At 38.6% G+C, this 13733-nt stretch carries 13 protein-coding genes; 5 read left to right on the top strand and 8 right to left on the bottom strand.

The genetic code is table 11. The features are described from left to right. Window position 1: 1 nt before the first annotated feature. From NXS00_RS05930 to NXS00_RS05920, 3 genes are all read right to left on the bottom strand, one after another. A complete protein-coding gene (locus tag NXS00_RS05930; protein WP_258098202.1) occupies window positions 2–1123 on the bottom strand; it encodes a sugar transferase in 1122 nt (373 codons plus the stop codon). Between the two features lie 19 nt (window positions 1124–1142). After that, entirely contained in the window at window positions 1143–1538 is a 396-nt protein-coding gene (locus tag NXS00_RS05925) for a response regulator transcription factor (protein WP_258098201.1), read from the bottom strand. A gap of 118 nt (window positions 1539–1656) precedes the next feature. Next, entirely contained in the window at window positions 1657–2070 is a 414-nt protein-coding gene (locus tag NXS00_RS05920) for a hypothetical protein (protein ID WP_258098200.1), read from the bottom strand. A gap of 154 nt (window positions 2071–2224) precedes the next feature. Between NXS00_RS05920 and NXS00_RS05915 the strand changes: the two genes are divergently transcribed. From NXS00_RS05915 to NXS00_RS05905, 3 genes are read left to right on the top strand one after another with little or no spacing between them, the layout of a single operon-like run. Then, the gene (locus NXS00_RS05915) at window positions 2225–3499 is read left to right on the top strand and encodes a hypothetical protein (RefSeq protein WP_258098199.1); all 1275 of its coding nucleotides are present in this window, start codon (window positions 2225–2227) and stop codon (window positions 3497–3499) included. An 8-nt stretch (window positions 3500–3507) separates the two neighbouring features. Further along, complete coding sequence (locus tag NXS00_RS05910) at window positions 3508–4527, top strand: sensor histidine kinase (protein WP_258098197.1); 1020 nt, start codon at window positions 3508–3510, stop codon at window positions 4525–4527. 11 nt (window positions 4528–4538) lie between these two features. Beyond that, on the top strand, window positions 4539–5297 hold the full coding sequence (locus NXS00_RS05905; RefSeq protein WP_258098196.1) for a LytR/AlgR family response regulator transcription factor: 759 nt from the start codon (window positions 4539–4541) through the stop codon (window positions 5295–5297). Here NXS00_RS05905 and NXS00_RS05900 read toward each other — a convergent pair. Continuing rightward, window positions 5286–5744: a DinB family protein gene (locus NXS00_RS05900; RefSeq protein WP_258098195.1), complete on the bottom strand. Its 459-nt coding sequence runs from the start codon at window positions 5742–5744 to the stop codon at window positions 5286–5288. The genes NXS00_RS05905 and NXS00_RS05900 overlap by 12 nt on opposite strands. Window positions 5745–5908: 164 nt before the next feature. On the opposite strand from NXS00_RS05900, the gene NXS00_RS05895 reads away from it, so the two are divergent. Further along, entirely contained in the window at window positions 5909–7150 is a 1242-nt protein-coding gene (locus NXS00_RS05895; RefSeq protein WP_258098194.1) for a hypothetical protein, read from the top strand. 113 nt (window positions 7151–7263) lie between these two features. After that, a complete protein-coding gene (locus NXS00_RS05890) occupies window positions 7264–7830 on the top strand; it encodes a pyridoxamine 5'-phosphate oxidase family protein (protein WP_258098193.1) in 567 nt (188 codons plus the stop codon). A 1-nt stretch (window position 7831) separates the two neighbouring features. Here NXS00_RS05890 and NXS00_RS05885 read toward each other — a convergent pair whose 3' ends face one another. The 4 genes from NXS00_RS05885 to NXS00_RS05870 all read right to left on the bottom strand — a co-directional run bounded on the left by NXS00_RS05885 (window position 7832) and on the right by NXS00_RS05870 (window position 13630). Beyond that, entirely contained in the window at window positions 7832–10249 is a 2418-nt protein-coding gene (locus NXS00_RS05885; protein WP_258098192.1) for an ABC transporter permease, read from the bottom strand. Window positions 10250–10348: 99 nt separating this feature from the next. After that, window positions 10349–11116: a LytR/AlgR family response regulator transcription factor gene (locus NXS00_RS05880; protein WP_258098191.1), complete on the bottom strand. Its 768-nt coding sequence runs from the start codon at window positions 11114–11116 to the stop codon at window positions 10349–10351. Beyond that, window positions 11113–12003 carry a sensor histidine kinase gene (locus tag NXS00_RS05875; protein ID WP_258098190.1) on the bottom strand — a complete coding sequence of 297 codons (891 nt, stop codon included), beginning with the start codon at window positions 12001–12003 and terminating at the stop codon, window positions 11113–11115. Before NXS00_RS05875 ends, NXS00_RS05880 begins: the two co-directional genes overlap by 4 nt. A 220-nt stretch (window positions 12004–12223) precedes the next feature. Further along, window positions 12224–13630: a serine hydrolase gene (locus NXS00_RS05870; protein ID WP_258098188.1), complete on the bottom strand. Its 1407-nt coding sequence runs from the start codon at window positions 13628–13630 to the stop codon at window positions 12224–12226. Window positions 13631–13733 lie beyond the last annotated feature (103 nt).

The following is a 13733-nucleotide window of genomic DNA, read 5'->3' as shown; positions in this document are numbered from 1 at the left end:
TTTAAACTTTTTCTTGTTGAATTGCGGCTAGGGGAGTTTTTAGAAGGATTTTTAAATCCATCCACATAGAATAGTTCTGCGCATAGGTGATGTCAAGAAGTTTGCGGCTATCTGTAGAAGTGCTGGCTTTACCACGTTCTGTGACTTGCCACAGGCCGGTGATGCCTGCTGGTGCCATAAAACGTAGAGCCCACATATCTGAAGTAAGTTTCTCTGCCTCATAAAGCGGAAGTGGTCTGTTGCCCACTATGGACATGTGTCCGAGTAAAACATTGACTAACTGAGGCAATTCGTCAATACTTGTTTTTCTTATAAAATGTCCGATTTTGGTGATTCTAGGGTCGTTTTGAAGTTTTACAAAAGCTTGTTCTTCTTCTTGTTGTTTCAAGTGTTGGAACTCTGTCTCGTCGATAAACCCTTCATCACTAAAGAGCATCGGTTGCTCGTTAGTTACCTTTGGTTTGGATGGTTTAGTTTGATCTGTGTTAGCATAGTGATTCAGATGTTGCATGTCTTTTAACATGTGATCTGCATTCACTCGCATGGATCTAAACTTGTAAAATGGGAATGTCTTGTATCCTGTCCCTACCCGAGGTGAACTGTAAAATACAGGGCCTCTAGAGGTTAATTTGATCATTAATCCAATAACTAGAAACAATGGACTCAAAAGAATGAGTAAAAGACCAGATACAAAGATGTCAAACAACCTTTTGCCAATTGGCATACGATAATTGATTTGGTAAGCTGGTTTCTGTTTTTCATCATTCAGATGATGTAGATTTTCAATTCTATAGATCAAGTCATCCAGGTTAAGACCATAATAGAAGTAATCTGCAGCGCCTGCTTCAAAGGCTTCTTTCTTCAATGACAGGTTATGTTGATTCGTAATAACAATGACTGGAAGATTTACTTTCTGTGAATTGATATAGCTGATCAAATTTTTGTATCCGTTACTTGTGTCCATTTCGCATAGAATGGAAGTAGCCTGTGATTTGTTGAAGTGCTTTCTTTTATGGATATCCAATACCACTTCTTCAAAAGAATCAATCATTGTTACTTTGAAACCATGTTCTGCAAATGGTTTTTTGAGGTGTCTTTGGTTGATAAGGATGATCTCTTTCATTCTAATTGCGTTCTATGGATTAGTAAGCTTTTTTTGCTATCTCATTTGATTTAGTGAGGAGGTTGCCCACTTTTATTCCTAGTTCGGTGGGATTGAAAGGTTTCATAATGAAGTCTTCAGCACCAGCTTCCAAACATTTAATTCTGTTTTCGCTGTTGGTTTTTCCTGATAGCATCATTACTGGAATATCTTTGAAAAACCCTGTTTTCTTGATGTGCTTTAAGAATTCTAAACCGCTAATTCCTGTCAGTTCATAATCACAAATGATTAAGTCTGGTAGATTTCTTTTCTGTAGCCAACCCAAAGCTTCTTCAGCTGTAGTGCACCACATTACATCATGGTCTTTTCCAAAAAGGTGTGTAAGAAAACCACCCATCATAGGGTTGTCATCGATTAATAAAAGTTGCTGTTTCATCGCCTTGTTGCTTTTGTATGATTCAAAAGTATATTGACGACTTAGTCTCTTTCCTTTTAATTAGATGATTGGGAAATGACCTTAGATTTTTGGTGTGAAGGATTAGATTTTTGGAAAATCAGTCAAACGGGAGGAGCTCAGGCTCCAAATAAGCTTCTTTGGCTCGGATTGATTCAAATATGTTGGTCGTATAATGCGCTTCCATCAATTGTTTGAAATGAGTGAGCAGCCGTTCATTTTTGTTTATGAACTCCGTAAAAGAGTTAGAATCAGTTTTCAACATGAAATGATAAACTGCGCGACATGCAGCAACAGTTACTGTTACATTGTATTTATCCGCTGCTCCAACGTACTTCGTATAGGCTTTTAGTTGAGACTGAATATTGGTGACTGCCTGATCAATTCCATATCTGGTGATGTGGATCCATGCCAGACGAATATGTGCTTCATGACTAAACAATTCAGGTGCTAATTCGCATTTTGAAAAGTATAACTCAAACTGGTCATCTGATAGGATTGTGTGCGAATTCATAGGGCAATTAGTAATATTCTAGATCTAATACGCTACAAAGGTATGGTTTTGTCTGTCCGTTTCGGTAAGACTCCTTCCTGTTTCGGTGAGGTATATTACCGGGTGAGGGTAGCTTCTCTTATATTTAAGCATCCATTTTCCCAGATTTGGGTTTATGAAGTCAGGTAACCATGTATATCGTTGGATGATGAAGAATAAGAGGATTATATTACTAGTGGTAGGCAATGTGATTGCTTTTCTGATTGTGCTTCAAGAGCTAAAGGCCCAGAATGCACAGGGGTATATGTATGGCAAAGTAACTACAGTGGATCGTAAAGTCTATCAAGGTAGATTGCGATGGGGCAACGAAGAAGCCTTTTGGCATAATTACTTCAATGCAGCTAAGACTGGAGAGAGCAAGCATGCAGAGTATCGTCAGCGATCTAGTAGTAAAGGCTTCGATTGGGAAAATTTCAATTGGGACTTTAGCAGCATTTGGTCAGATAATATCTCTTCTCGTCATCAATTCACTTGTCAATTTGGTGATATCAAATCTATAGAGAATGTAAAACGTGGCTATGTGGATTTGACACTAAAGAATGGGTTGACCTATCATTTAAGTGGACAAGGCTATAATGATGTAGGTGCTGAGATTCAAGTATATGATGATGAACTTGGTAAGCTCGGGATTGATTGGGATCGGATAGAGCGAGTAGACTTCATGGCCACTCCTAAATCTCTGAATGTAAAAGAAGCAGCTCCCATTTATGGAAAAGTAGAAACATTGAGAAAAGGAACTTTTGTAGGCTATGTGCAGTGGGATCACGATGAGCGTGTGGGAGATGATAAATTGGATGGTGATACTGAAGATGGAGCAGATGTGTCCTTTGCATTTAATCAAATTAAGAGCATCTCCAGGTATCGAAATGGGTCTGATGTGGAACTGAAAAGTGGTCGCAAACTATATCTGGTAGGATCTAATGATGTTAACTCCGAAAATAGAGGAATCATTGTTGATGTCCCTGGAATGGGTAGAGTGGATATTCCATGGAAATACTTTGAGCAAGTAACCTTTGAAACACCTACTACTAGTGGAAATTCTTACACATCATATGCTACACCAAAAGGTCTATTTGGTAAGGTGGTGACCTTGAGAAATGAAGAAATCAAAGGGAAAATCATCTATGACTTGGATGAAGAGTGGGAAATAGAGACGTTAGATGCTAAAGATGATGATGTAGAATATGAAGTTACCCTTCGTCACGTAAAAAGAATCATTCCTAGAAATTACGCGTATAGTCAAGTAGAGTTAAGAAGTGGTGAAATGTTACTTTTAGGAGATGCACGAGATGTAGATAATCATAACGATGGACTTCTTATTTTTGAGTCTAGGGATGATAGGGGGCGATATGTGAAGTGGGAGGACATTGCCGAAATCATATTTGATTAAACAAACTGGTGAATTCAATATTTAAGTCAAAAAAATTAATTGCAGCAATCGTTCTGATCGGAACGATTGCTGTTTTGTTATGGTGTTTTCAACCTGAAATCATTGTCTATTACACGCTAGCTACGGTTTCTTTAGTAGGAATACTGCTCTACCTGGGGAATTGGTTCATCACAAAAACACTCGATCATTACTTCCCATGGACTCGGTTTGGAAGACGTAGATTTTTTCTTCACCTGGTTTTGGGGATCTTTTTTTCTATTGGAGTAATCAATGCTGCATACTTTGTCGTCAAGACTTTGGCTACTGATTTTTTACCGACAGTTGAGCAATTAGTTGTTGCTAATGTCTATGGGGCCATTGTGATCATTCCTGTTTTCTCCATTTATTTCAGTTTACACTTCCTCAATCACTGGCAGCGCTCAGAAATAGAAATGGAACGCTTCCAGAAGGAAAGCATGAGCTCACAGTTGGAAACACTGAAGAGTCATCTGGATCCACATTTTCTATTCAATAATCTCAATATCCTGGCAGCATTAATAGATAAGGATAAGGATCAATCGCAAGAGTTTCTTGGAAGATTTGCTCAAGTGTACAGAACAATGCTGCTGACTAAAGCAGAGGACTTAATTACACTTGAAGAAGAGATGAGTTTCATCGAGACCTATATCTATTTGATCAGAACGAGGTTTCAAGATTTTATACAGTTTAGAATAGAGGTGGATGAGGATGAATCCATGATGTACATGATGCCTCCATTGACACTCCAGATGTTGATAGAGAATGCCGTAAAGCACAATAATATTACGGCAGAGAAGCCTTTGGTAATTCGGATTTATCGCAAGAATGCGAGACTTTTTATAGAAAATAATGTGAATGAAAAACCTGAAGACTTGAAAACCAAGTCTGGAACAGGGATAAAGAATATTCAGGCTCGGTATAAGTATTATACAGACGAAGAGGTATTGATCAATCGAGTGGGAGAGGTGTTTAGAGCCTCATTGCCCTTGATTGAAATAGAAGAGATTTAAAGAGGATTGTTATGGATTTACTAATCTTGGAAGATGAGCAGCTTGCATCTGACAGACTAGTTTCTATGCTCAAAGATATTGAGCAGGAAGTTACTATTGTAGGCGTGCTGAAATCAATTGATGAAGGCAAAAAATGGTTTGAAGATAATGAAAGTCCTGATCTGATCATCAGTGATATTCGCTTGTTGGATGGATTGAGTTTTGACTTATTCCGTTCACTTGAAATTGATACACCAGTTATTTTTACCACTGCTTATGATCAGTATGCTATTAAGGCTTTTGAAGTGAATAGTATTGATTATTTGCTAAAACCAATACTGAAGGATAAGCTAATTGCTTCCATTGACAAGTTCAAAGAGCGAAAAGCGAATAACAAGTTTCCTGCGGATTTTGGTAGTCTATACGACCTGATACAGAATCAGAAAAAGTCTTTCAAGTCTCGTTTCCTTATTAAATCTGGAGTAAAAATAGTAGCGGTTTCTATTGAGAAAGTTGCCTATTTCTATAGCCAGAATAAACTTACTTATCTGGTGACTAAGGAAGGAAAGAAATTTCCACTGGATCAGACATTGGAAGTTTTGGAGGAACAGTTAGATCCAGATGTGTTTATGCGTGCTAATAGACAGTTTATCGTAAGTTTCGGATCCATCAGTGAGATTCATCCTTATTTCAAGGGTCGATTAAAGCTGGAATTAGAGCCAGCTTCTGATTTGGAAATTGTGATTAGCGCTGAGAAAACGCCTGACTTTAAAGGTTGGTTAGATCAATAGCTTCTCAATCATTTTCATTTGGCCAAAGTGCATGGCTTCATGCAGGACGATGTACTGAAAAGCCTCTTCAACGGAATTTATTGTTGACCCGAAGCTTGTTTGAAGAGGCTTGTATTCACCAAAATATCCATCTTGGAAATCAGTAATGGATTCTTCAAACGAAGGGATCAAATGAGTGATGACAAATTCTAAATCTTCCTCATAGAACTTTTGATCAGGGGTAGTGCCTTTTGTATATTTTTTAATGAACTCCTGATTCAGGCGCTCTTTTGAATTGGAGAATGTGTATAACAACAGTTGATGTGTCGCCATCAAGTGAGCTGCATTCCAGAAAATGTGATTATTGAATGGTTCTGGTATATTGAATAGTCTCTCCGTATTTCCTTCACTTAATAGTTTCAATACGTTTTGTCGAGTGTCTTTGATAAGCTGAAAAGTCTTTATCATAGTTAGAGTTTTGAGTTTTTGAAATAGACTGTTTCCGATTCGGTCTGGCATATCCCGATTCGGTTAGGAGAGTTCCCGACTCGTCAGAATATGGTTTTATTCCTTTAAACAAAGGTGCACTTTAGTATCATCAAAAACCTAAAGACAAACCAAAATAAAAGGAAATGCAAAAACTACTTACCTACTCAACTCTCCTGGTGGCTTTTTGGACTAGCCACCAGGCTTTCAGCCAGGATCAAGGATTTATGTATGGAAGAGTGACTACTATTGATGGAAAAACTTTTGAAGGTGCGCTAAGATGGGGTAAAGAGGAGGCTTACTGGACAGATATGTTCAACGCTTCTAAAGATGAAAATGAAAATCTGGATTTCCTTTCAAGAGATGAAATAGAAGAACTAGAGGATCGCAGAAGAACATTTATTGGAAGAAATAACGGATGGGTAAACGTAAGCTGGACCTGGGACGATGACGATAATGAGTTTGTGCATCAGTTTGCTTGCCAATTTGGTGAAATTAAAACCATAAGACCAACCCGTAGACAAGGAGCTGAAGTAACCATGCAGAGTGGTCTTACATATGATCTTGATGGTAATGGATACAACGACATCAATACAGATATTAAAGTAGTTGATTCTGAATTGGGAACCATAGAAATTGATTGGGATCGAATAGAACTAATAGAATTTAAAGAAACTCCATCCAGATTGACTGAGAAATTTGGTGAACCACTGTATGGTAAGGTTGAGACTTCAGAGGGAGTATTTACAGGATTTGTGCAGTGGGATCATGATGAGCGTGTGTCCACGGACAAACTCGATGGTGATACAGAAGATGGAGATGTGTCCATCTCATTTGGAAAAATCAAATCAATTGAACGATACGGAAGTAGCAGAAGTGTAGTAATTCTTAATTCAGGAAGGGAATTGGAGCTACGTGGAAGTAATGATGTGAACGATGAGAATCGTGGCATAATAATTGCAGTAGACGGCATTGGTAGAGTGGATGTTCCATGGGATGAGTTTGAAAAGGTGACTTTTTTGGATGCTCCTGACTCAGGACCAGCTTATTCTTCTTTTTCAAAACAACCAAGAATTACTGGAACGGTAGAACTTAGAAATGGAGATGAATTTAGTGGCGAACTGATATATGACCTGGATGAGGCCTATCAATTTGAAGTGTTACAAGGAATGCTGGATGATGTGGAGATGATCATTCCTTTCAAAAATATAAGAAATATAACTCCAAGAAACTATGATAACTGTACTGTGACTTTGAATAATGGAGACAAGTTTTTACTTGGAGATTCACAGGATGTATCAGATAAAAATCAAGGAGTACTAGTGAAAAAAGGTGGTGAAATAATGTATTTCCCATTCGAGGATGTTGAGCAGATCACCTTTAACTAGTTAATGAAACTGTTTTGTTATGTAAGCAACAAAGCGCTACTCTTTTGGGGTAGCGCTTTTTTTGTGCACTAGGATGTGTTTAAACAATTTCTTCTTTACTTCATTAATTGTGTATGCCGATAAGAACTGATAGTACCGAAAAGCAAATATGGCTAACACTTTGGAAGCAACTTGGTGAAGCGATTACCGATAGTCATCATCCATTTAGGTTCTTGGTTTTAGGCAGTTCCAACGGCGATTTGATCAATCAGCGTTATGTAGTGTTGAGGGATATGGATGATGATCTGAATCTGTACGTTTTTTCGGACAATCGAACACAAAAAGTGAATGATCTGATTAAAAATTCGAATTGTTCTGCTCTGTTTTATCATCAGGAGGAGCGTGTACAAGTTAGAATGAATGGCAAAGCTGAATTTCTAAATTCTGTAGATAAAGAACCTTATTGGAACATTATTCATGGTGAAGCAATCAAAGCCTATTCATCTGTTAAATCCCCAGGAACTTCAATTCAAGACTGGGGAGATGCTTATGAATGGGATGAGTCCATAGGGTTTGAAAACTTCTCAGTGATTCGAATAATTCCACAGGAAATAGAAATGCTCCAACTCAATAAGCTGGAGCATTTAAGAATTCGTTTCTCCAGATCTGAAGACTGGAAAGGGCAAAAATTAGTTCCTTAATTTATTCTCTTCGGAGCCCATCTACTGGATTGGCTTTGGCTGATCGTAAGCTTTGAGCAGATACGGTCAGTAACCCGAGAGCTAGGACAATAAGCCCTGGTATGATGAAATACAGCCAGTTGATATCCATTTGATAGGCAAAGTTGGCTAACCACTCCACGATAATGTAATCAGCTAGTGGAACTGCAATAATGAATGCGATGATGATCAGCTTGACATAACTTCTAGAGAAAAGAAGAATGATTCTTGGAACAGATGCACCCAACACTTTTCTGATACTGATTTCTTTGGCTTTTCTGCTTGCTGTGAATGCTGATAGTCCAATTAATCCTAGCAGAGAAATGAAAATACAGATGTAAGAGAGCATTGATATGAGTCTTTTTTGCGTCAAATCAGCCTCATATTGTCTCGCAAACTCTTCATCGAGAAATTTATATTCCATTGGGCTCTTAGCATCAAATTCCCTCCATTTGTCTTGAATAAAGTTGATGGTTTCGTTTAGATCCTTTGCGCCAAGTTTCACATATAGATGTCCATGAGCCGAGCTATGCCTGGCAATGAGCAAGGGTTCTACCTTGTTGTGTAGCGATTGGTAGTGGAAATCTTTGAAGATGCCTACAATGGTTCGTTCATTTTCACTGTGGAAGTATTTCGTTTTCTTACCAACAGCATTCTCGCCCCAACCAAGTTGTTTAGCTCCTGCTTCATTAATCAAGAATACGTTATCAATGTCATACTGAGAATCATCATTGAACCCACGACCAGCAATGATCTCAATTCCCATGGTTTCCATGTATTCCTTGCCCACATAGTACATGTTCATGTGCTGCTGTACGAACCCAGAGTCGGTTTCAACCATCATCACAGAGCCTTCATTACCCATTCCCGGAGTACCATAGCTGTTTGTTACTTTGAGAATGTTTGAATTTTTTAAAAGCTCTGTTTTTAGTGCCTCACGGCTATCTGTGCTTTTTCTACTTTCTTCTATGAGCAAGAGTTGATCCTTCTCAAAGCCAAGGTCTTTGTTTTGCACAAAGGATATTTGCTTGTCCATCAACACGGTACAGATGATAACAAACAAACTGATAACAAACTGCAAAGTGATTAATCCCTGCCGAAGTAAACTGCCTGCTTTGTCTCCAGTAAACGTGCCTTTCAACGCAGTAACTACAGGAACGGACGGAATGTATAAGGCTGGGTAAATTCCTGAAATGATTCCAATGAACAACGTGATCAAAATAGAACCTAATAGTAATGATGGATTGGATAGGAAATTTAGCTCTAAGTTTTTGTTCATCAGGTCATTAAATGGTGTGACCTCCAGAATGATAAAGGTGATGGCTGTTGCTAACAAGAAAGCGACAAAAGCCATCATGAGTGCTTCTATCATTACGCTTCTAAACAAAGCAGCTCTACTATAACCAAGCACTTTTCTAATTCCCATTTCGCCGGTTCTGGTCACAGATCGGGCGGTGGCCATATTCATGTAATTGATGCAAGCTAACAGTATGATGAACAAGCCCACAGCGGCAAAAGTGTAGACGTAATTAATGTTGCCAGTTGGTTCATCTCCACCACGATCTGAATTGAAGTGAATATCATCAATGCGTTGAAGGCCAGGGTCTACATTGCCATTGATTCGTTTACCAAATAGTGCATAGGTTTTATCATAGACATTTGGAAACTTGGCGTAAAAATCATCAGTGTTATAGTCTTTTGGTAACAGTAAATAAGTGTAGGATCCTGGATTCCAGTAGATTTCAGAAATTCTTTCCGGGTCATCACTGCCCCAGTCGATAGGTGGAATGTGAGAGAGTAAAATCTCATATTTGAAATGTGTATTGTCAGGTAAATCAGAAATAACCGCAGTGACCTGACGGTGTTCTACGTCACCATCACCCAATGTCAGTCTTTTGCCGATGGCAGGTTCATTTCCAAAATACTTTTTAGCAATAGATTCGGTGAGGACAATTTTGCCCGGTCCGTCAAGACACGTTTCAGGGTTGCCAGAGATAAACGCATGATCAAATACTTTAAAGAAATTAGCATCCGTTTGCCAAACTCTCTTTTCATAGAATTTGGTATCTGGATCTTCATCTACCGTAATGAGTGGTGTGCCTACACCAGCAAATCGAACATATTCTATGACTTCAGGAAGCTCATCTTTTAGGATGGATCCAATTTTTCGCGAAGATCGAGCTGTATTGAAATCTGCACCAGGAGCTGTAAGGTGGTTGGTGAATCGATAAATTTGATCGTATTTGGAATAGTGCTGATCATAGGTCAATTCGCTTTGAAGAAATAGCAACAGGATCATGCCTATGGTGATTCCTAATGCCAATCCCATGATATTTAGAATTGAGTAGATACGTTCCTTCAGAAAAAGCCTTACAGCAAATCGGATGTGATTTTTGAACATGTAGTTTGAGTTTAGATCTAATGATCAAAATAACGTAGCTTCAATTACTAATATACTAGTTGTGCAGTGAATTGTATGGATTTTGCAGTCAATGGATAATTACGCTGATAACCAGTCTTTTACTTCGTTGATTTTACTGCGGCTTACTTTGATTTGATCGTTGGTGGTGAGAATAAGGTCATGTTCTGTGGGAGAAGTTCTCACAAGCTGGGATACATAGTGTTTATTGACGATGTATGACTTGTGAATTCGCATGAAATCTTTCAAGTGACCAAGTGAGGTCTCCATATTCTTTAGACTTTCTCGAATCATGAAATACCGATCCTTTACATAGATTTTGATGTAATAATCATATGCTTCAATGAAGCGAATTTCAGATTTGCTGATGATTTTAATTGATCCGTCTACTTTAAGTACTAACCGATCTTCTTCGTTGATTTTTAATCCGTTATCGGAGGCTGTTAAGTTTCGGTTGATCAGTCCATCTAAAGTTTGCTGTTGATTTAGATTGATCTGCTGAATGGCCTTGTGAATGGCCTGTTCAAAACGCTCATCACTAAATGGTTTGAGCAGGTAATCAATGGCATTGACTTCAAATGCTTTGATGGCAAATTGATCATGTGCTGTAATAAAGATGATTTTGGGTTTGGGTTCGGGAATACTGGCAATTACCTCAAACCCGTTAACACCTGGCATCTGCACATCCAGAAGGACTAGTTGAGGCTTGAGTGCATTGATTTCATCAATGGCTTCAACTCCATTTTTACACATTCCAACGACATCTAATTGAGCATTTTCAGAGCACAAAAGGTGCAGTCCATCTCTTGCAGATTTTTCATCGTCTACTATAAGGCACTTGATCTTCATTGTTTGGGAATTGTAATGGTAAAGGCTATGCCATGCTCTTCATTAAAACTGTGAAACTTGAAGTTGGTCTGATAAATTCTTCTCAGTCTATGGACAATGTTTGGAAGTCCTACTCCACTTCGGGCAAAATTGAAATTGACACTCTTAGACTTTGTATTGAATACCGATAAAATGATTTCTTGATCAACAACTCTTCCGGATACCCGAATATACTGAAGTTCCTGATTTTGGGTTAAGCCATGTTTAAATGCATTTTCAACCAATGGTTGAAGGATGAGTTCAGGTATTTTATGAGTGTGAATATCCTCAGGAAAATCAATAGTTACCTGAACCTGATCTCCAAATCTATGTCTTTCAATGAGTAGATAGTTGTCGAGCAATTCCAACTCTTGCTGAATAGTAATCAATTGCTCTTGTGATTTGCTCAGACTTAACCTCAATAAATTGTTCAGAGCTGCAATCATCGCAACGGCCGTCTTGTTTTCTTTTAAACGCACCTTCATAGCAATGCCGTTCATGGCATTGAAAAGAAAATGTGGGTTGATTTCTTTTCGCAAATTGACAAGATCTGATTGATGAAGTTCTTTCTCAAGATCATGAATACGCTCATCAAGGGAATGCGCCTTTGCCTTTAGTTCCAGCAGGTGAAATGCCATTTGATACAGTGCAAACCACAAAATTCCATCCAGAAGGGTTGTCCAATTCTCGCGGATGAGCATTGGTAACCCAGTCAGCGGATAATGCTCTTCTATTCTGAAGAAGCGCTCTAGCAAAATCAAGAGTAAGCTGCTAAGAATCCAATGTCCAATAGTGAAAATGAATCCATGTGCAAGTGTCTTACTTATTTGGCTAGTTGAGGATCGTAATTGAAATATCAAACCACTCATTAGCCAAATGGATAGCATGTATGCGCCGGGCCAAAAAATGAAATTAGGTGCTGAGCTTTTGAACCACAATAAGCAGGTAATTAGCGCAAGTGCTAATGTGTTGAATGTGTAAAAGTTCTTCCTATTGAGTGCGAGCAATTCAGCTATTGTTGATTGCAACAAAAATACAAGGATTGCTCGAATGGATATGGCAAGTTATTCTTGAGAGCTTAAAACAAGTCTATTCAATAGCAGGAAGGATGTAGTTACCCATGATGTCGTTAGCTTGAGTGACATAGCTTGGCCATTTTAGGTATAATCCCTGGGTGATCACGATGACCATGTTTTGTTCAGGGAAAATGTTGATATAGTTGCCTCCATCTCCTTCAGCGGAGAGATATTTAACGCCATTGAGCTCTCTTATCCAGAAATAGTAACTGTAATCTCCTGACGTTGTGTTTTCTTTTATTTCAAAGCACTCAGCTACATAGTCTGCAGGAATTACTTGTTCGCCTTTCCATTTGCCTTCGCTGAGATAGGTAATGCCAACCTTAAGCATATCTCTCGGAGTAAGATAGATTCTTGCAGACCCTTCTGGTGTTCCATCCGGCTGTGATTGCCATTTGAAGTTCGTAATGCCAAGCTTGTCATAGAAATTTTCCTGTGCCCAATCACGAACATTTTCTCCAGTCACGTTTTCTATGGACTTGAGTAATAGGTTAGGAATAGCACTATTGTATCTCCATTCGGTTCCAATGCCCATGTTATCTCTGGATAGTACAAAATCTCCAAAATCTTCAGATTTCCATAGTAAAGCCAGGTCATTAGAAGACCATTCATCCCATTGAAATCCTGTAGTCATGGTTAGACAGCTTTCAAAGGTCACGCTTGCCTTGTTTTCATCTGCGAAGTAGGAAGCATATTCTGGCAAATAATCCTTGATAGTGGATGAAGTGGATAGGTTTTGTTGGTCTAATGCGATTCCTGTAAGGGTGGATGTGAGAGCTTTGTTGACAGATGCGATGTAATGAGGTGTTGTTCGATCCCACTGGATAGGTGTGGGCTGCTTATCTACAATGACATTGTTCTCAAAGTCAATCGTGTCGTTGTTTCCAAAAAAGTAATCTTCCAAAACCAATGCATCATCTTTATAAACAAGGATGCTATGAAGTTCTTTGTATTCATCCTGCACGATGTTTTCCATAAGTAGCTGTATGGTCTGACGATCCAACGATGATTCTGACAATGGTCCTGTTGGAATGTCATCATTTAGCTGGACAGGTTGATTGTAGTAATAGGTAGGAAGCTCTTTGTCTGTTAATCCTATTTCGGATTTCGAATTAAGCTGGATGTTGACTTCAATAGGGCGATAATCTTCATGCTGTATCCGTACAGCAGCGAATAATGATCCGTTGATATCCATTTCTTCTATGTCTATCAATGACGAATTGTCAAAACTAAAAGAACCATCAGATTCTGAAGTAATGCTAGGTCCATTTTCTAAAACCAGAATCGTGGCATTGGCTACTGGATCTTTGCTGTATTTGTCTATAAGTACTCCTGAAATCTTAGAAGAAGGAAGGTCTTCTTTACAAGAAATTAAGGTAACAGAAATTACTAAAATCAGCAGGTAGGTAGATTTCATCATCACAGGTTTCGGTTTTGGGATTCGACAAGGATAGTGAATTCCCTTACCTCAATGCTGTTGCATCATTGATTACTTCCCGGTTGTTGAGTTATTGATGTAATCG

This window comes from Marinoscillum pacificum (assembly GCF_024714495.1).
Classification (GTDB): Bacteria; Bacteroidota; Bacteroidia; order Cytophagales; family Cyclobacteriaceae; genus Marinoscillum; species Marinoscillum pacificum.
Note: the sequence above shows the minus strand (reverse complement) of the source record. Positions and strands in the feature narration are given on the sequence as shown.